Genomic DNA, 18,672 nt, shown 5'->3' on the forward strand with positions numbered 1-18,672 from the left:
TTAATTTCGGTTATTTTACCCTTCTTTAACTGTCGTTCGTCTCAGTCAAATTATGCTTTACTGCATATAAAGCCGCCTGGGTACGGTCCTGTACATGGAGCTTCGCAAAAATATTCGATATATGGGTTTTAACCGTTTTTTCCGTTACATATAACGAAGAAGCGATCTCCCTGTTGCTCTTACCCTTTGTCAGTTCCGCCAATACATCCTGTTCCCTAGGTGTCAGTGGATTTAAAATATGGGGCTTATTCTCATCTTCACGCAGCCCTTCTTCCAATTGCGAAGTCGCATCCGGATGGATCGTATTTTCACCGCGCATAATTTGCCGGATCGATTCAACTAGATCATCCGGTTCGATATCTTTTAGCTGGTAGCCTGAAGCCCCTGCATCAATTGCCGGCAGCACATGGTCTTTATCCGAAAAGCTTGTCAGCATCAGTACTTTAATATGCGGCCAATTCTTTTTTATTTTTTTAGTTGCCTGGATGCCGTCCATCTCAGGCATGACGAGGTCCATTAAAACAATATCGGGAGAAAGTTGTTCAACAAGCTCTACTGCCTCTAATCCGTTTTTCGCTTCCCCTACAACTTCGATATCTTTTTGGGTTTTTAAAAAGAATAATAACCCTCGTCTTACTACATGATGGTCATCTGCTATTAGTACCCGTATCATCAAATCCCCCCTAATATGGTAAACGGACAAGTAATTCTGTTCCTTTTCCTATTTTACTTACCCAATCCGCGGTTCCTCCAACTGCATGTGCCCGGTCAATAATTGATTGCATGCCAATTGATGGTATGCGGCGATGTGCCTCCACATTAAAACCATGGCCTGCATCGTTTACAACGAGTAATACATCGGTAGCGGTCACATTTATATATATTTCCACATTCTTTACACCTGCATGTTTCCGTACATTATTCAATGCTTCTTGAGTAATCCGGAAAAGCGTTTCCTCTACTCTTGAAGGGAATTGAATGACCCCCGAAACATTGACCGTTAATTTTAGGTTCAGCATTTCTGCATACACTTTAATCGCTTCGATCAGTCCGCTTTCCAACCCTTTTGGACGGAGCTGCCAAATCAGTGCACGCATTTCCGTCAAAGCTTCCTGTGTAAGCTCTTGAATATCTTTAAACGTTTCTTTAATGTCCTGCTCGTCACTCATCTCTACTCCTGCACGGGCTGTCAGTGTTACGGAAAAGAGCAGCTGGTTGACAGAGTCATGCAAATCGCGTGCTAACCGGTTACGTTCCTGAACTAGTGCAATTTCCTGCTGTTCATTTGTCAGGTAAATACGTTTAATCGCAGAACCCATCTGAAAGGCAACCGATTCAAGTAAATCTAGCTCCTCGTCAGAAAAGCGCACCGTATTTCTTGAAGCGACGTTGAGCAACCCGAAGCGTTCCTGACCTGATTGCAATGGTACAGTCGCATGATGGGTAATTTCGTTATGATCACCTACATTTGCTGCGATGGCACTTTCGATGCGCTGACATTCAATAATATTCGAAGCTTTTTTTAACTCTTCATTGCGGAACCGTGATACACACCAGCATCCGCCCTTCTTTAAATAGTGGCACTCGTTATAGTTCAGCGCATCCGGCAGATCCTGCTTCACGACAAGCTCCGATTTCCCTTTTTCATCGATAAAGAAAATCCAGCCCGTTTCGAATTTTGTCCCGCTTAAAAATTTCGACAGCGCACCCTTTAGCATCGGAATCATCTCTGTTTCCTCGTTCAACAGCTCAGCAATTTCTTTTAAAATGGCAATATTAGATTGGTCTTTTGTCATACTGGCTCTTCCTTTGCTACTTCACTTTTCTCTATCATACCATTTCAATTAAATAGTACGCACCGCTATCCCTCTCATACTTTTGAATGAAAAAAATTCTGCTATTATTTACAATAGCAGAATTTCCCTTTACGTTATTTTAAATATTCCACGCGGTATACGTCATGGCGTCTGTCTTTAAGATGCTTAACAGTACCGTCTTGGCGTTGTCGGCGCAATATTTCAAGATCGACATCCCCAATCAGTACCATTTCCAAGTTTGGACTCGTCTCTCCGACGATTCCATCACGTGCAAATTCAAAATCACTCGGTGCAAAAATGGCCGATTGTGCGTATTGGATATCCATGTTTTCCGTTTCAGGCAAGTTGCCGACCGTTCCGGAAATAACCGTGTAGATCTGGTTTTCGATCGCACGTGCCTGTGCACAATAGCGAACACGTAAATAGCCATGGCGGTCTTCTGTACAAAACGGTGTGAAAATAATATTCGCGCCCATATCTGTTGCAATACGCGCAAGTTCCGGAAACTCGATATCATAGCAAATCTGAATGGCAATCTTGCCGCAGTCGGTATCAAACACTCGGACTTTATCGCCGTTACTGATTCCCCACCACTTACGTTCATTTGGGGTAATGTGAATTTTATATTGTTTTTCAATCGTTCCGTCACGTCTGAATAAATAGGCGATATTGTAAATCTCCTCATCTTCTTCCTCAACGAAATGCGAACCACCGATAATGTTCACATTGTAGCGGACCGCCAGACTTGTAAACAGTTCGATATATTCAGGTGTATATTTCGTCAATTTACGAACAGCCTGTGACGGTGATTTATCATTTAAGAAACTCATGAGCTGTGTCGTAAAAATTTCAGGAAAGACAACAAAATCCGAGCCTGCATCAGACCCGACATCAACAAAGTATTCACACTGCTTCGCAAAGTCCTCAAAGGAATCAATCGCGCGCATCATATATTGAACAACACAAATACGCACTGGATAACTTGTCTTGAAATGACGCTTGGACAGCGGTCGGTAATCGACGTTGTTCCATTCCATTAATGTCGCATACTTGCCTGAAGCTGTATCATCCGGTAAATAGTTTGGATTAATACGCATTAAAATAAAGCCGTTCATCATTTGGAATGTCAGCACCGGATCATATATTTTATGGCGACTTACAGCATCCACATAATCACGTGGACTCATCTCATCCGAATGGACATGATAGTTTGGAATACGGCCGCCAATAATGATAGATTTCAAATTAAGTGTTCGCGCCAGATCTTTCCGCGCCTCGTATAGTCTTTGACCGACCTTCATACGGCGGTATTCCGGGTGTACCATTACTTCAATACCATACAAATTATAGCCATCCGGATTGTGATTAGTAATAAAACCATTGTCGGTAATATCATTCCATGTATGACGGTCATCGTATTCATCGAAGTTAATGCGCAGGCTCGAGCAGGAACCAATTACCTTCCCATCAAGCTCGGCTACCATTTGTCCTTCAGGGAAAATCGTTAAATGGCTGTATAAATGCGCTCGTTCCCACGGCTCCATACCCGGAAAACATATACGCTGTATCTCTAGTATCGAGTCAATATCCTCTGTAGTCATATTTCTTATTATCATAGGTTTTTCAAATTTGGACATATCTAATGAATCTGTCATGCAAAACTCCCCCTCCATATATAGACTTTCCTTTTAATAGCGATCAATAAACGTAGTAATTTACTTTTTCTCGAATTCAAACTATAATCAATGAGAATAAATATGAAAAACTTCTGCTGATAGAAGTTAAATTTTGAATATCGAGGTAGCACTATGTCCAAAAAACTTGAAAATGCCTTGCTCATTATTTGGGTTGTATCGTTGACAGCAACGCTCGGATCATTGTATTTTTCTGAAATACGAGGATACGAACCATGTACATTATGCTGGTACCAGCGCATTTTAATGTACCCTATTGTGCTGATTTCAACGATTGCCTACATCCAGAAAAATGCGAAAATTGCATTAACAACAGCCGTGTTCTCTACAATTGGAGCGGCAACATCTCTTTATCATTATAGCCTGCAAAAGTTAGTTTTTATGCAGGATGCAGCACCTGCTTGTGGTCGTGTAGCATGTACCGGTCAGTATATTAACTGGTTAGGCTTTATTACGATTCCTTTTTTGGCGCTTACTGCTTTTGTTATTATAGCAGCAGTTAGTTTTTATATGTTAAAGGTTTTAAAGGGGGAGAAATAATTTGAAGAAGTTAGCGATTGTCGGTGCGGTTATTGTGTTATTATTCGCAGCAATTATTGTACTGACAAACATGAAAAACAATGAAAAACTAGAAAACAATCCGTACGGTACAGACAACTTAAAACAATCAACAATCGACTTATTGGACGATGAAAACTATCAAAATATCATTTTACCGGATGCATTAGCAAAGAAAATCGAGTCAGGTGACGGCGTTGTCGGCTATTTCTTCAGTCCAGAATGTTCTCACTGCCAAAACTACACTCCAAAACTTATGCCGATTGCCGACGAACTGGATGTTCAAGTCGATCAATTAAACATTCTTGAGTTTGATGAATGGAATACTTATAATATTACATCAACACCAACACTTATCTACTTCGAAGGCGGCAAAGAGGTTGCCCGTCTGGAAGGTGACGCACCAAATGAAACAACGCGTCAATTCTTTAACGATGTTGTGTTAAAATAAGACTATATTTAAATCGTGTTCTTTACGAGCACGATTTTTCATTTGGAGGAAAATTAATGTTCACATATATCATTCACGAAAACGGGCAAACCGTAGAAGACCTGCTGCGCGATAAATGGCGGTTAGGCAAAAAGCTAGTTCACGAATTACGTATGGCTAAAGCAGTAACAATTGATGGAGAGCCCATTATGTGGAAGGAGCCGTTTGAAAAAGGGACAAAAATCGAATTTGCATTTGATATTCCCGCTTCGAACTATACTCCAACGGACAGCTGTGATGTAAAAATCCGCTATGAAGACGAGCACTGCCTTATTGTTTCAAAGCCTAAGGGAATGGCGACTCATCCAAACGAGCCAACTGACAACGACACATGCATGAATCATGTAATGCGTTATATTATGGATAACGGCGGGCATTATGCGGAGCATGTTCACCGTTTAGATCAAGGAACAAACGGCTTACTGCTTGTCGCAAAGCATCCAATTGCAAAGTCTATTTTCGACCGTATGATCGAAGAAAAAACAATCGTGCGTACGTATGCCGCAGAAGTTCAGGGCAATCTTCGTACAGACAGCGGTACGATCAACGCTGGTATTGGTAAAGACCGCCATCATAATACTCGCCGTGTCGTATCACCTACCGGCCAGCATGCATTGACACATTACGAGGTAGTGAATCGCTATAAAGGTACTTGTGTTGTCCATGTTGTTCTTGAGACAGGACGTACACACCAGATTCGTGTGCATATGGCGCATCTGGGCCACCCTATCGTTGGCGATACAATGTACGGTGCACGTGAAACCGCGTCAGGTGATTATGCATTGCACGCCATTCAGCTAGCATTTATGCACCCATTTTTAGACGAGCAGATCATCGTGAAAGATAACTAAAAAAGAGGCGTTCGTAATTAAAATACGGACGCCCTTTTTTCTATCTTTTTTCACGCTCAATATAAGTTAATTCATTCGCTCTAGAATATTGATAAATCAAACTTTTACCGGTTGAGTGCAATTCTTTTTCTTTAATGACAAACTGCTCCCCTGTTTTTGTTGTAAATGTGATATCTCCCTTGTTACTGCCTACTACATATTCATAAACAACTTTATCGAACTCTTCCCACCGATATTGTTGCGCCTCAAATAAATGATGTCGTTCCAATTGTTCCTGGCTAATCAACAAATAATTTTGAGTCGATAAATAACCAATGCCAACACTCAATATAAAGAGTAATAGGCCAATCAAATAAACTTTTATATTACGCCTGTACGCTAAAATCCACAGCATCACTATCAAAACAAAACATGCCACAAGAACTAGTCTTAAATTAATTGGATTCGGAATAAACGTAGCGGCTGTGTTATTATACTGAAAAAACTCCAGCTGAAAAATCGGATGGAAAATCATAATAAAAGGTGCAACAACTACAATCGTTACTGCAGCCATCGAGAAAAACAAACTCGGTGAAAAGTTTTTAAACACAGTTTCACTCCCCCTAAGTAAAAACGATGTTAGAAATCAAACTTGAAATTATCAGGATTTTGTCCAAAACGTTCATTACGGTTCAATGCATTTAACTGCTGCATCGTTTTATTCGTTAATTCGAAATGATATAATTCACTATTTTCTTTAATGCGTGAAGCTGTAACAGATTTCGGAATGATAATGACATCGTTTTGCAAATGCCAACGTAAGATGATTTGAGCTGGTGATACATTATATTCATCTGCAATACGAATAATCGTTTCATCGTTTAAAACTTTTCCGCGTCCAAGCGGTGACCATGCTGTTACCGCAATTTGCTGCTGTTCACAAAATGCACGTAGTGGTTCTTGGGTTAAATACGGGTGGGCTTCAATTTGGTTAACCATTGGCGCGACGTTGCAAGTTGCCAAAATTGTTTTTAAATGATGTTCATGATGGTTGGATACTCCCGTTACACGGATGAGTTTTTCATCATACAAGCGTTCAATTGCACGGTACGTATCTACATATTTATGCTCGACCGGCCAATGTGTTAAATAAAGATCCACATAATCCATATCAAGCTTTTTCAATGATGTTTCGAATGCACGTAAAGTATTGTCGTAGCCTTGGTCGCTATTCCAAACTTTTGTTGTGACAAAGAGATCCTCGCGCGGTACAGAAGAATGGCGAATGGCTTCCCCTACTTCTTCTTCATTGTAATAAAGCGCTGCTGTGTCGATTGCACGGTAACCTAGATCAAGCGCTGTTGTAATCGCCTCAAGTGTTTCATCACGGTCTGTCATTTTATAAACGCCTAATCCTAAATAAGGCATTTCTGCGCCATTGGCTAATTTTTTCGTTGAGTGTAAATTCATTTTTTTCACCTCTTAAATTTGATTGTCTTTATTATAACATTCTAATTATTTGCCGTTCATTAATCGCTATCAATTGTTGATGCTTACTGGCCAGTAAACTTATTATCCACTATATTTCTATTACCAGAATAATCTTCCATCTACAGGAGTATATATTATAATATATTCTCTTGGAGGAGCTGAAAAACTATGATGGATACACAACTAGTTTTGACTGGATTTTTGAAGCGTGCACAACGGTATTTCCCGAACAAACAAATTATCTCACGTACAAGCCCCACTAAGACACATCGTATTACATTCAATGACTATGTAAAAAGAACACATCGATTAGCGGATGCCCTAACAAAGCTTGGGATGAAGCGCGGCACAAAGGTCGGTACATTTGCCTGGAATCATCATCGTCATCTCGAAGCGTATTTTGCGATTCCGAGCAGTGGTGCAGTTTTACACACGATTAACATCCGACTTGCCCCAGAACATATCGTTTATATTATTAATCATGCCGAAGATGAAATTTTATTGATTGATAGCGACTTATTCCCATTGGTCGAGCCTGCACTAGGCCACTTAAAAACGGTCAAGCATATTATTGTCATGGGTGATGAATTGAGCGCTCCCCAATCCAGTTTTCCGAATGTATACAGCTACGAACAGCTTCTTCAGGAAGCGGATGAAAATTTCGAGTTTCCGACAGATCTGGATGAAAATTTGCCGGCTGGGATGTGCTACACTTCAGCAACGACGGGTATGCCAAAAGGTGTCGTTTATACACATCGAAGCATCGTACTGCATAGCTTGGCACTAGGTCTTGCTGAATCCTTTGCCATTAAAGAAAGCGACACTGCCCTGCCGATTGTACCGATGTTCCATGCAAATGCATGGGGCTTCCCGTTTGCTGCATTGAATTTCGGCTCAAATATTATTTTACCTGGACCGATGATGACACCTGGCTTAGTTTTGGATCTGATTGAACAAGAGAAAGTAACGATTACAGCTGGTGTTCCAACGATTTGGCTTGGTGCACTTTCCGAACAGGAAAAACAGCCTCGAGATCTCTCTTCTGTCCGTTTAATCATTTCGGGTGGTTCCGCTTCCCCGAAAGGTTTAATTCAAGCTTACAATGAAAAACTCGGTGTTCCGTATATCAACGCTTACGGTATGACGGAAACTTCACCGCTTGTAAGTATGTCGCATCTTATAAGTGAGATGAACGACTATACAGATGATGAACAGTTAAACATTCGTGTATCCCAAGGATTGACGGTTTCGCTAATTGAAACAGAGGTCGTGAATGAAAACGGTCCGGTTCCATGGGATGGCAAAACAATGGGTGAACTGCGTGTCCGCGGTCCATGGATTGCCTCTGAATATTATAATGATGAGCGGACAAAAGAAGCATTTCGAGATGGCTGGCTTTATACAGGTGACATTGCGGTATATACAAAAGAAGGCTATATCAAAATTACCGACCGTACGAAGGACCTTATTAAATCCGGCGGTGAATGGATTTCGTCCGTTGATCTTGAAAATGCCCTCATGTCACATCCTGCTGTTTTCGAAGCAGCCGTAATTGCGGTCCCACATCCGAAGTGGCAGGAGCGTCCATTGGCATGTGTCGTTTTAAAAGAAGGTGCAACGGCATCTAAAGAGGAGCTCATCGAGTCAATTGAACTGGAGTTTGCAAAGTGGTGGCTTCCGGATGATGTTGTATTTTTAAACGAAATCCCAAAAACTTCTGTCGGCAAATTTCTAAAAGCAACATTGCGGGAACAATTAAAAGACTACGAAGTTCAAATTTAACTAAAAAAGTATAAAATCTTAGTAAGAAACGGATATTTATAAAATTGATTGAAATGAAGGGCGAGTGTAGCTGACGGCTACGCCTTTCGCTACAAGCAAGCTTTCTGCGGGAACAATTTTGCGACGAAAGCGAAGCGGCAGGAGCACCGACGCCTGAGACTACAGGCACAGACCGTGCCCGCGGAAAGCGTCCCGGAATGGAAATCAATTATTATGCATAGCAAAAAGACGCCACTTTTCTTTGAGAAAAGTGGCGTCTTTTGATTATGTCCCGACCTCACCTTTTTATTTTTCCTCTTCCTGCTGTTCATCCTCTTCATCATCAAACTGCTGCGGATCTGAAATGCGTTCCGCTTCTTCCAATTGTCCGCCATCTCGCAAGTTCTCCATTTGCTTCCCGAGAATTTTCAGCTCATCCATCGTATTAGCCATATTTCCATTAACGATTTCTTCTCTTTTCATATAAATCCCTCCAAATTAATTTAGTATTATTTTTTTCCAATTTTGACTGATTTCTGTCATAAATAAAGTATTCATTCAAATAATTTATGCTATACTGAAAAAAGAGATAATTAAAACATGAGGAGGATACTTCCATGAAATTACTTTTAATTCTTGGTGTCAGCATATCATTTTTAATCGCTATTTTCACAGCTGGCTATGATAGCAAACCATTTTCAAAAGAAAGATAATTCCACTAGCTTTCCAGTAAAGGACAATCGTTAATTAGCGATTGTCTTTTTCATTTGACTTTTATTGTTGCATATTTTATATTAGTTACATAAAGTAAGTTGATTATAAAAAATAACCATTAAGGGAGATCATATATTATGGCTACACATTTTCATAAAAAACCAAATCTATACCCAGCTCATGTTCAATTAAAGGTTTCTGACATAGTACGTTCGATCGAATACTACACAACAGTTATCGGCTTTAAAGTATTACAGCAAACAGAAACGGAAGCATACTTGACAGCAGACGGACAAACAAGCTTAGTATCACTAGTCGAAGTACAAAATGCTCAGCCACTTAAACAAGGCTTTGCAGGTTTATACCACTTAGCATTACTATTACCCTCTCGCAAGGACTTAGGAAACATCGTACAGCATTTTGTTAATCTGAATGTTCGAATCGGTGCTGCAGATCATGATGTTTCAGAAGCTCTTTACTTAAACGATCCAGATGGAAATGGTATCGAAATTTATATCGACCGTCATGAATCGGAGTGGACTTGGAATCAGGACGAACAAGTGCATATGGTGACAGAACAGCTTAATTTCCAGCCGATTTTAGCAGCTGCAGACGGCAATTGGAACGGCTTGCCTGCTGACACTGTTATGGGGCATGTACACTTATCCGTAGTAAACCTGGACAAATCGGAGCAGTTTTATACAAATGTATTGGATTATAATGTCGTAACTCGTTATGGTGCACAGGCGCTGTTTGTATCAACAGGTAAATATCATCACCATTTCGGCTTAAATACTTGGAACAGCAACAACGGCCATGCTCCAACAAACGATATGGTCGGTTTAAAATCCTTTACGGTCGTGTTAAAAGATGCGCAGTATGCAGAAGAAGTAAAACAAAGCCTGACAACTAACGGCTTCATCGTTGAAAACTTTACAGAAGCACCGGCATACGGCGGTACTCAGCTATTCTCAACAGTGGATCCAAACGGATTACGCATCATCTTTACATTAGATGGTGAATAAGGCGAATAAAATAAACTAAAGCACGAGCCCGGAAAATTTTTCGGGCTCTTTTTGAAACTTTCTTTTCTTTCCTACGTATACATAATTAATTACAAATAACGGAGGAATTCATTTGTCACTATTTAATAAAGTTTTAGCAAGTGTTGGAATAGGCGCTGCAAAAGTTGATACGAAATTGCACAAATCTACGTACACTTTAAATGAAGATATTACAGGGGTTGTTGAAATTATCGGAGGCAGCACGGAGCAGCAAATTGATGCAATCTACTTAACCCTTCACACAAACTTTATCCGTGAAGTTGATGATAAAAAAATTAACGATCAAGCTGTGCTGCACCAATATAAATTGAACGAGCCATTCACAATCCAGGCAGAAGAAAAACGCCAAATCCCATTTTCATTCACGTTACCTTCTGTAGTTCCGGTAACAACAGGCAACTCGCGTGTATGGATTCAGACGGGGTTAGATATTAAAAATGCGGTCGACCCTAAAGATAAAGACTTTATCGAGATTCAGCCAACTCGACTTGCAAATGGTGTGTTAACAGCGATCCAAAATATGGGGTTCCGGTTGCGTAAAGTAGATAACGAACAAGCCCCTTCCAATTTGCGCCGCCAAACACCAATTGTCCAGGAGTTTGAATTCACACCGACAAACAGCACGTATCGCCGGTATCTAGATGAGCTGGAAATTGTCTTTTTACATCAATCACCAAACTCAGTTGAAATTTTAGTGCAGGTTGATCGTCGTGCGCGCGGCCTTGGCGGATTTTTATCCGAAGCGTTCGATATGGACGAGAGCTTCATCCGTCTCACATTATCCGAAACAGATAATATCCAGGCAAAGCTTGAGCAAGTAATTAAAACGAAGATGAAATAATAAACAAGGCAAGAAGCAGCCTGTGCTCCTTGCCTTGTTTTATTTTAACCCTGGGTAGTTTTGTTGTCTGAGCACTTCGTAAATAACGATCGCCGCTGTATTTGATAAATTCAGTGAGCGAATATGGTCACTTTGCGGGATGCGCAAACACATATCGGCACGTTCTTTTGCAAACTCCTTTGGCAAGCCTGTCGTTTCTCTTCCGAACATAAAGTACAGGTCACGCTCTGAATTGCTGAAGTCATGTGTCGTAAACGGCTCATCACTATATGTCTCAATTAAATACACATCGCCATCTTTACTGTACTCGATAAAATCTTCTAAAGAATCATGGTAAACGACATTCACGTGTTCCCAATAATCCAATCCAGCACGCTTCAGCATTTTGTCATCTGTTGAAAAGCCCAATGGACGGATTAAATGTAATGATGTATTAGTTCCAGCACAAGTACGGGCAATGTTGCCTGTGTTTGCCGGGATTTCTGGTTGATATAATACGATATGGTTTGGCACTTCTAATCCTTCTCTCTTAATGATTTAACATTGCTAGCCCTTTATCAATCTCGACCAGCACTTCTTCATCCTGCTCTGTTTTTCTGGCAGCCAATAAAATATTCTCTGCCCCATCCGTTCCGATTTTACCGATTGCCCATGCAGCGGTCCCTCTTAATACAGGACGCTCATCTTTTTGGAGTACTTGAACTAAATCAGGCATCGCCGCTTCTTCTTTAAAGTGGGCCAGCGCTAAAATGGCATTGCGCTGAATCGGCTTTTTGCCGCGCCATGAGCCGGATACATGACCAAACTTTGCTTTAAAATCCTTATTGGAAATCGATAAAAGCGGCTGAAGTAAAGGTTTTGCGATTTCAGGATCAGGAGTGAATTCATCATGGATCCAGTTCAGCTTTCCTTTATTTTTCGGACACACCGTCTGACATGTATCACAGCCATACAAACGGTTTCCGATTTTTGCCCGAAACTCATCCGGTAAAAATCCTTTCGTTTGAGTTAAAAAGGCAATGCACCGCTGTGAATTCAGCTGCCCAGGTGCAACGATCGCTCCGGTTGGACATACATCAATACATAATGTACAGTCTCCGCATTCATCCTCCATCGGTGTGTCAGGAGCAAACGGGATATTCGTGATGATCTCGCCTAAATAGACATACGAACCAAATTCCGGTGTAATAATAGAACAATTTTTGGCGCTCCAGCCGATACCTGCCCGTTCTGCAACCGCACGATCTACTAGTTCCCCAGTATCGACCATCGATTTCACCTTTACATTTGGCACACGTTCATGCAGCCATGCTTCAATGAGCTGCAGACGTTCACGAACAGCTGTATGATAGTCAATCCCCCATGAAGCACGGCAAAAAATACCACGGCGTTCCCCTTTTTTTCCTTGCGGGGCATCTTGCATGCGTGAAGGATAGGCAATCGCAATCGCAATAATACTTTCTGCTTCATCTAATAATTTTAAAGGCTCTGTACGCAGCTCTATATTTGCTTCTTCAAAGCCTGATTGGTATGCTAATTGTTGCTGACGACGCAGACGGTTTTTCAATTCATGAAACGGAGCAGCGGTCGTAAATCCGATTTTATCAACACCAATAGATGCTGCGTATTTCACTAAATCTTCTTGAAGTTGATGAACTTTCATTTCACATACTCCTTTCAAATGATACAATAATTATAAACTTATTTCGTATTACATATTTTAGTATTTCTCCCATTAAAAACAATGTAAGAAGGTGTTCTCATGAATATTTCAATAAATGAAGCTCTTTTTTCTGTCAATGAGCAATTAAAAATTGGCCTTATCCATTATAGCAAAATTATCGTCGAAGAATCTCCTCAAATGATTAAAGGACGTACACAACTTTATCAGGAAAATCTATATTTGGAATTACAGGAAACACCTGTGACAGAACGTCCTGGTATTAAAGAGTGGCGCCAGCTTTGGAAGGCTTTCGGCGGGGATCCGAACCGGTACCGTCACTCTGCGGAAAGCTTAATGCGCCGTATCGCCAAACAGCAATATTTAGCACCGTTCCATTCGGCTGTTGATTTAAATAACTTCTTCTCCCTGCAATACGAAATTCCTGTGGGCATTTATGATGTAGGAAGTATAGATGGTAATGTGGAAATCGATGTCGGCAATGCATCGACAGGCTATAAAGGGATTAATGGACGCTTTAATTCATTGGAAAACATCATTCACGCCAAGGATGTAATCGGTCCTTTCGGCAGCCCCTTTGTTGACTCAAAAAGAACGGCAGTGACAGAAGCTACGACAAATGCGCTGCAAATCTTTTATTTACGCCCTTCCCTCAGTGGAAAGGAAGCAGCTGAACTATTAGGCAGTGCAGGGAACATGTTTACGCAAATTAGCGGTGGCGAATATGAAGTACATATTCTTTCAAAGGAAAATCCAAAAGTTTATTTTTAAGGAGTGAAATCGTTTGACTATTAACTTAGCTGAGGCAGTAAAACTAAAAAGTATCATTACGAAAAGAATCCAGGAACGAACAATACAAGTGCATTCATTAACACATGCTATCATTGAAAAAGGCGAACAGCCGAAAACACCTGATTATACACTCGAAATGCTTGAAGCCGAGTTAAAAGAGCTTCGTTATGATTCACGTAAACTTGATGCCCTGATCTACCGGGCTAATATCGACAATACTATTGTGTTTAAAGATGAGGAAATGCCTATTGTAGAGGCGATTGAACTTGCGAGTCAATTACGTGCAGAAGCACAATTTTGCAAAAACCTTGGTTCTGAGGAAAAAGAGGCTTTCTACCATAATTCCGGTGATGCCATGCTTTACCGTGTAGCATTGTATGATCCAATGACATACCGAAACCGTGCAAATGAGCTTGAAAAGGAAGCACATCGCCTTTCCAATTTAATTAATTCCAAAAACTATCAAGTTGAAATTGAATTTGATGACAGCAACTATTTCTAAACCTAGGGCGGTGAGACTCCAAACTAGGTAATAACGGGCGATTTTTGCTTCGGCATTCCCAACTAATGGTCAAACCGATGACCCTTTACCGTTTACACTGTTACCTTTCACACATAACCAACTATAGTAAAAGCTAACACAATCGTAATTGAGTATTTTTGCTCGCCCGTTATTAAAAGACACCTGCTCACCTACACGTGAAAAGGTGTCTTTGCTTTTTATTTCATCTAAATCTACTCTACACCCGGTAAAATGCTTAATGTCTTTTCATCTGCATCTAATAATACGTCCACACCTAATGGAATCGCAATATTAGGCTCGCAGTGACCAATTTTAAACCCTGCTACTGCCGGTTTGTTAAACGGCTTCAAATACCCTTCTATTACCTTCAGCACATCTTCATAGCTGTATGTATCATCCGGCATATTAAAGTCTGCTATTACAAAGCCTGCTGCAAGCTCCAGCTTTCTTGAAAGACGCAGCTGATTCAGCATTAAATCAATTTGCTCGATTGTTTCACCTAAATCTTCAAGAAGTAAAATTTTATTGCGTACATCAATTTCAAATTTAGTTCCAAGTGTGCTGACAATACGGTTTAAATTTCCTCCTGTCAATTCGCCGCGAACAGCTCCCGGTATAACTGTCGTAAGAGGTGAAATGCTTTCTGTATACTGAATTTCAATCGGCTGGAATAGCTGCTGGAACATTTTTTTAGAAAGAGGATCCAGTTCCCCTTTTGGACTAGACAGCATCGGACCATGGAATGTCACTAAATTTGCAAACTCGTTTACTTGTGTATGTAAAGTCGTCACATCGGAAAAGCCCCAAATTATTTTCGGACTGTCCTCGATTAATGGATAGCTTATCTTATCGATGATTCTTGAGATTCCATAGCCGCCCTTCACTAAAAAGACTGCCTTTACTTCCGGATCAATAATCATTTGGTGGAAATCTTTAATCCGCTCCTCGTCGGAACCTGCCAAATAGCCTTCGTATGCCTGTACCGTAGTACCAAGCTTATACTTTAAACCTAATTCCTCTAAAAACGCTAATTTATCCCCTAATGATTCTATATTAAGCGGACTACTTAAATTAACTAATCCAACTGTATCGCCATGCTGTAACCTTGCTGGTCGAATTTTCATGCTAATGACCTCCTTTTGCTTCTGTCGTTATTGTATCATAGCATTTTATGTAAAGCGCATTGCAAATTCCATGTGGTTGTCCCTATAATAGATAAAATCAATTTCCAGTATAAGGAGATGCTCAATAATGAAATTTCCACCACAGCTACTGCTCATTTTGGCTACTTTATTGTGGGGCGGTAACTTTGTAATCAGACGAGCTGTTTCGGGAGATATTCCTCCAATTACACTTGCCTTTTTACGTTGGATTGTCGCCTTTCTCGTATTTTTCCCAATCGCTTACAATCGGACGAAAAAAGAATGGCCTGCGCTGAAACAGCATTGGGGTGCTGTCATCGTTTTAGCAATAACAGGAGTTGCCGCATTCAATACACTTGTCTACATCGGCTTGCATTATACAACATCCATTAATGCATCTTTAATGAATTCATCAACACCGATTATTATATACATACTGAGCTTTATCTTTTTAAAAGAACGGTTAACGAAGTTCCAAATGATCGGCACACTGCTTTCTTTAGCCGGAGTGCTCTTTATTATAACCGGAGGCTCATTACAAACCCTGCTTTCATTTTCATTCAACAAAGGGGACTTGATCGTTTTGATTGCGGTAGTGTGCTGGAGTTTCTATTCATTACTCATTAAAAAGTACGCCGGTAAGCTACCGGGTTATTCAACGTTTTTAGTGACTATCGCAATCGGGGCTATCATGTTACTGCCGTTCGCAGTATATGAACTACTTACAACATCACAAGCAATCGTATGGAACGCTTCGACAATTGGGGCGATTTTTTATGTAGGGATCATTGCTTCGATTGTTGCCTTTTTAAGCTGGAACAATGGCGTTGTCTCATTAGGACCAAACAAAGCAGGAATCTTTCTAAACTTCATTCCTCTATTTGCTACAATCTTTGCTGTACTGTTTTTAAATGAGCAACTCCTCATCGCTCAGGTAATCGGAGGCATTGCGGTAATTACAGGAGTATTTATTTCATCGATCAAATAAAGGAGTGCACAATGTATGCACCCCCTTACCTTATTTTACATCTGTATAAATAACCGTCACATCTGGATGGTTGTGCAGTGCGCTCGCAGGGAAATCTTCTGTTACGACACCGCTGCGTAAACGATCAAAGGCCTCTTGTTTTGATGCACCCGAAATTAATAATACAATCTTTTTAGAACTTAAAATCGTTTTGATACCCATTGTAATGGCATGTGTCGGCACATCATCAATTGAATCAAAATAGACTTGATTCGCTTCACGTGTAGACTGTGCAAGCTCTACAATATTTGTACCTAAATCAAAAGGAGTTCCAGGTTCATTAAAACCGATATGTCCATTTACACCAATTCCTAAAAGCTGTATATCAATATTTCCCGCCGCATTAATCAATGCATCATATTCAGCGGCAGCTTTTTCTAAATTCGACTTATTACCAGCTGGTAAATAAATATTTTCACGTTTCATATCGATATGATTAAACAGGTTATAGTCCATATAATAATGGTAGCTCGCTTCATTTGCCGGATTAATACCGATATATTCATCCAAGTTGAAAGACTTGGCCTGTTTAAAAGATATTTCGCCTGCCTTATACGCAGCTACAAGCTTTTTGTAAAAGCCTTCCGGGGTACCTCCTGTAGCCATTCCAAATACCGTTGCACTATCCTTTTTTAATTGATCTATAAAAATTGTTGCGGCAATTTTACTCAACTCATCATAGTTTGCCGCTTCAATCCACTTAAAATTTGTTGCTACATTCATTTGTTTAATTCCCTACTTCCTCGCTATATTACATAATTTATATCGCTTAAATAAAATACGTTTTTTTAAAATTCATTCCTAACATCACTATGTTAATTTTATAGTAAATAATTTTAATACGCCAGAAAAAACGTGCAGGATTTTCTGGAAAACATACTATTTTTCTTTGTATATAATATGATATTCTCCATCACTAATTTCCCAATATTCCGTACAAAGACTTTATTTTGCTCATTACCATATAAAAGAATCGATAGATCTATTCTTTCCTAATTTCAATTATAAATAACACTGTTGGAATCGGATTCTATAATCTATTCTATGCTCTTTAAAAAGAAGATGGGACTTTATATATCGATTATAAAAACAAAAAAAGACTTCACAGTTCATACTGTGAAGTCTTTTTTACAGATACCGAGTGTGGGACTTGAACCCACACGCCTCGCGGCAACGGATTTTGAGTCCGTCGTGTCTGCCATTCCACCAACTCGGCAAAATAAGGTAAAAAAAATCGGTTTCTCCGATTAAATAAAATATGGAGGCGGCAACCGGATTTGAACCGGTGATAAAGGTGTTGCAGACCTGTGCCTTACCACTTGGCTATGCCGCCATATTTGGAGCGGAAGACGAGGTTCGAACTCGCGACCCCCACCTTGGCAAGGTGGTGTTCTACCACTGAACTACTTCCGCAAAATAAAAAAATGGCTGGGGTACCTGGATTCGAACCAGGGCATGACGGAATCAAAATCCGTTGCCTTACCGCTTGGCTATACCCCAAATATTTAAATTATGATATAGAATGGGGCGACTGATGGGAATCGAACCCACGAATGCCTGAACCACAATCAGGTGCGTTAACCACTTCGCCACAACCGCCACTATATTATAATTTTAACACTTAAACCTAAATAAAAATGGGGCGACTGATGGGAATCGAACCCACGAATGCCTGAACCACAATCAGGTGCGTTAACCACTTCGCCACAACCGCCACTATATTATTTTAAGTATTTTTAAGTTATTTGGCAGGGGCAGTAGGAATCGAACCCACACTGACGGTTTTGGAGACCGTAGTTCTACCTTTAAACTATGCCCCTATCAAAAGGATGGTGGAGGGGGACGGATTCGAACCGCCGAACCCTAAGGAGCGGATTTACAGTCCGCCGCGTTTAGCCACTTCGCTACCCCTCCAGGTAATGGTGCCGGCGAAAGGAGTCGAACCCTCGACCTACTGATTACAAGTCAGTTGCTCTACCAACTGAGCTACACCGGCAAAAATATGGTGGGTTTGGACGGAATCGAACCGCCGACACTTAGAGCTTCAATCTAATGCTCTACCAACTGAGCTACAAACCCACAATTTAATTTTTTGAAAAAATGGCGGTCCCGACCGGGATCGAACCGGCGATCTCCTGCGTGACAGGCAGGCATGTTAACCGCTACACCACGGGACCATTTGGTTGCGGGGGCAGGACTTGAACCTGCGACCTTCGGGTTATGAGCCCGACGAGCTACCACTGCTCC

General features: G+C 40.7%; 19 protein-coding genes and 11 tRNA genes. 9 read left to right on the forward strand and 21 right to left on the reverse strand.

Annotated features, from left to right (window positions below):
• Positions 1–25: 25 nt before the first annotated feature.
• The 3 genes from CBM15_RS16460 to CBM15_RS16470 form a co-directional block, all read right to left on the reverse strand.
• Entirely contained in the window at positions 26–673 is a 648-nt protein-coding gene (locus CBM15_RS16460) for a response regulator transcription factor (RefSeq protein WP_087618333.1), read from the reverse strand.
• 10 nt (positions 674–683) lie between these two features.
• Complete coding sequence (locus tag CBM15_RS16465) at positions 684–1,796, reverse strand: GAF domain-containing sensor histidine kinase (RefSeq protein WP_008406491.1); 1,113 nt, start codon at positions 1,794–1,796, stop codon at positions 684–686.
• A gap of 134 nt (positions 1,797–1,930) precedes the next feature.
• Complete coding sequence (locus CBM15_RS16470; protein ID WP_008406492.1) at positions 1,931–3,472, reverse strand: bifunctional GNAT family N-acetyltransferase/carbon-nitrogen hydrolase family protein; 1,542 nt, start codon at positions 3,470–3,472, stop codon at positions 1,931–1,933.
• Positions 3,473–3,625: 153 nt separating this feature from the next.
• On the opposite strand from CBM15_RS16470, the gene CBM15_RS16475 reads away from it, so the two are divergent.
• From CBM15_RS16475 to CBM15_RS16485, 3 genes are read left to right on the forward strand one after another with little or no spacing between them, the layout of a single operon-like run.
• Positions 3,626–4,051 (forward strand): disulfide oxidoreductase, encoded by a 426-nt coding sequence (locus CBM15_RS16475; RefSeq protein WP_079524496.1) that lies wholly within the window; start codon positions 3,626–3,628, stop codon positions 4,049–4,051.
• A 1-nt stretch (position 4,052) separates the two neighbouring features.
• On the forward strand, positions 4,053–4,520 hold the full coding sequence (locus CBM15_RS16480; RefSeq protein ID WP_087618334.1) for a thioredoxin family protein: 468 nt from the start codon (positions 4,053–4,055) through the stop codon (positions 4,518–4,520).
• A 56-nt stretch (positions 4,521–4,576) separates the two neighbouring features.
• Positions 4,577–5,410, forward strand: a complete 834-nt coding sequence (locus CBM15_RS16485) for an RluA family pseudouridine synthase (protein WP_087618335.1) — start codon at positions 4,577–4,579, stop codon at positions 5,408–5,410.
• Between the two features lie 40 nt (positions 5,411–5,450).
• Here CBM15_RS16485 and CBM15_RS16490 read toward each other — a convergent pair whose 3' ends face one another.
• Positions 5,451–5,999, reverse strand: coding sequence for an acyl dehydratase (locus tag CBM15_RS16490; RefSeq protein WP_087618336.1), 549 nt, complete (start codon positions 5,997–5,999; stop codon positions 5,451–5,453).
• 29 nt (positions 6,000–6,028) lie between these two features.
• On the reverse strand, positions 6,029–6,859 hold the full coding sequence (locus CBM15_RS16495) for an aldo/keto reductase (protein ID WP_087618337.1): 831 nt from the start codon (positions 6,857–6,859) through the stop codon (positions 6,029–6,031).
• A gap of 189 nt (positions 6,860–7,048) precedes the next feature.
• Between CBM15_RS16495 and CBM15_RS16500 the strand changes: the two genes are divergently transcribed.
• Positions 7,049–8,662 carry a long-chain fatty acid--CoA ligase gene (locus CBM15_RS16500; RefSeq protein WP_008406498.1) on the forward strand — a complete coding sequence of 538 codons (1,614 nt, stop codon included), beginning with the start codon at positions 7,049–7,051 and terminating at the stop codon, positions 8,660–8,662.
• 285 nt (positions 8,663–8,947) lie between these two features.
• Here the strand turns inward: CBM15_RS16500 and CBM15_RS16505 are convergent, their stop codons facing one another.
• Entirely contained in the window at positions 8,948–9,124 is a 177-nt protein-coding gene (locus CBM15_RS16505; RefSeq protein ID WP_087618338.1) for a hypothetical protein, read from the reverse strand.
• A 368-nt stretch (positions 9,125–9,492) separates the two neighbouring features.
• On the opposite strand from CBM15_RS16505, the gene CBM15_RS16510 reads away from it, so the two are divergent.
• Both CBM15_RS16510 and CBM15_RS16515 read left to right on the forward strand, forming a co-directional pair.
• Positions 9,493–10,380, forward strand: a complete 888-nt coding sequence (locus tag CBM15_RS16510) for a VOC family protein (RefSeq protein WP_087618339.1) — start codon at positions 9,493–9,495, stop codon at positions 10,378–10,380.
• Positions 10,381–10,492: 112 nt separating this feature from the next.
• The gene (locus CBM15_RS16515; RefSeq protein ID WP_087618340.1) at positions 10,493–11,260 is read left to right on the forward strand and encodes a sporulation protein; all 768 of its coding nucleotides are present in this window, start codon (positions 10,493–10,495) and stop codon (positions 11,258–11,260) included.
• Between the two features lie 39 nt (positions 11,261–11,299).
• Here CBM15_RS16515 and trmL read toward each other — a convergent pair whose 3' ends face one another.
• Together trmL and queG are read right to left on the reverse strand one after the other, a co-directional pair.
• Complete coding sequence (gene trmL, locus CBM15_RS16520) at positions 11,300–11,773, reverse strand: tRNA (uridine(34)/cytosine(34)/5-carboxymethylaminomethyluridine(34)-2'-O)-methyltransferase TrmL (RefSeq protein ID WP_014822725.1); 474 nt, start codon at positions 11,771–11,773, stop codon at positions 11,300–11,302.
• Positions 11,774–11,789: 16 nt separating this feature from the next.
• Positions 11,790–12,923, reverse strand: a complete 1,134-nt coding sequence (gene queG / locus CBM15_RS16525; protein WP_087618341.1) for a tRNA epoxyqueuosine(34) reductase QueG — start codon at positions 12,921–12,923, stop codon at positions 11,790–11,792.
• Between the two features lie 99 nt (positions 12,924–13,022).
• Between queG and CBM15_RS16530 the strand changes: the two genes are divergently transcribed.
• A complete protein-coding gene (locus CBM15_RS16530; protein WP_087618342.1) occupies positions 13,023–13,712 on the forward strand; it encodes a B3/B4 domain-containing protein in 690 nt (229 codons plus the stop codon).
• Positions 13,713–13,725: 13 nt separating this feature from the next.
• A complete protein-coding gene (locus tag CBM15_RS16535; protein ID WP_087618343.1) occupies positions 13,726–14,235 on the forward strand; it encodes a DIP1984 family protein in 510 nt (169 codons plus the stop codon).
• 233 nt (positions 14,236–14,468) lie between these two features.
• On the opposite strand, the gene CBM15_RS16540 is transcribed toward CBM15_RS16535, so the two are convergent.
• Entirely contained in the window at positions 14,469–15,380 is a 912-nt protein-coding gene (locus tag CBM15_RS16540) for a S66 peptidase family protein (RefSeq protein ID WP_087618344.1), read from the reverse strand.
• 127 nt (positions 15,381–15,507) lie between these two features.
• Between CBM15_RS16540 and CBM15_RS16545 the strand changes: the two genes are divergently transcribed.
• Positions 15,508–16,386: a DMT family transporter gene (locus CBM15_RS16545; protein WP_087618345.1), complete on the forward strand. Its 879-nt coding sequence runs from the start codon at positions 15,508–15,510 to the stop codon at positions 16,384–16,386.
• Between the two features lie 30 nt (positions 16,387–16,416).
• On the opposite strand, the gene nagB is transcribed toward CBM15_RS16545, so the two are convergent.
• The 12 genes from nagB to CBM15_RS16605 all read right to left on the reverse strand — a co-directional run bounded on the left by nagB (position 16,417) and on the right by CBM15_RS16605 (position 18,602).
• A complete protein-coding gene (nagB, locus tag CBM15_RS16550; protein ID WP_087618346.1) occupies positions 16,417–17,148 on the reverse strand; it encodes a glucosamine-6-phosphate deaminase in 732 nt (243 codons plus the stop codon).
• Positions 17,149–17,560: 412 nt separating this feature from the next.
• A tRNA-Leu gene (locus tag CBM15_RS16555) sits at positions 17,561–17,641 on the reverse strand.
• A gap of 43 nt (positions 17,642–17,684) precedes the next feature.
• Positions 17,685–17,758 (reverse strand) — tRNA-Cys (locus CBM15_RS16560).
• A gap of 5 nt (positions 17,759–17,763) precedes the next feature.
• A tRNA-Gly gene (locus CBM15_RS16565) sits at positions 17,764–17,838 on the reverse strand.
• Positions 17,839–17,850: 12 nt separating this feature from the next.
• Positions 17,851–17,925: transfer RNA gene (locus CBM15_RS16570), tRNA-Gln, on the reverse strand.
• A gap of 23 nt (positions 17,926–17,948) precedes the next feature.
• Positions 17,949–18,024 (reverse strand) — tRNA-His (locus CBM15_RS16575).
• Positions 18,025–18,063: 39 nt separating this feature from the next.
• A tRNA-His gene (locus CBM15_RS16580) sits at positions 18,064–18,139 on the reverse strand.
• Positions 18,140–18,171: 32 nt separating this feature from the next.
• A tRNA-Trp gene (locus tag CBM15_RS16585) sits at positions 18,172–18,245 on the reverse strand.
• 10 nt (positions 18,246–18,255) lie between these two features.
• Positions 18,256–18,339, reverse strand: a tRNA-Tyr gene (locus CBM15_RS16590).
• 6 nt (positions 18,340–18,345) lie between these two features.
• A tRNA-Thr gene (locus CBM15_RS16595) sits at positions 18,346–18,421 on the reverse strand.
• A 7-nt stretch (positions 18,422–18,428) separates the two neighbouring features.
• A tRNA-Phe gene (locus CBM15_RS16600) sits at positions 18,429–18,504 on the reverse strand.
• A gap of 22 nt (positions 18,505–18,526) precedes the next feature.
• Positions 18,527–18,602: transfer RNA gene (locus tag CBM15_RS16605), tRNA-Asp, on the reverse strand.
• Between the last annotated feature and the right edge of the window lie 70 nt (positions 18,603–18,672).

Origin of the sequence: Solibacillus kalamii (assembly GCF_002174535.1) — a bacterium.
Taxonomy (GTDB): Bacteria; Bacillota; Bacilli; order Bacillales_A; family Planococcaceae; genus Solibacillus; species Solibacillus silvestris.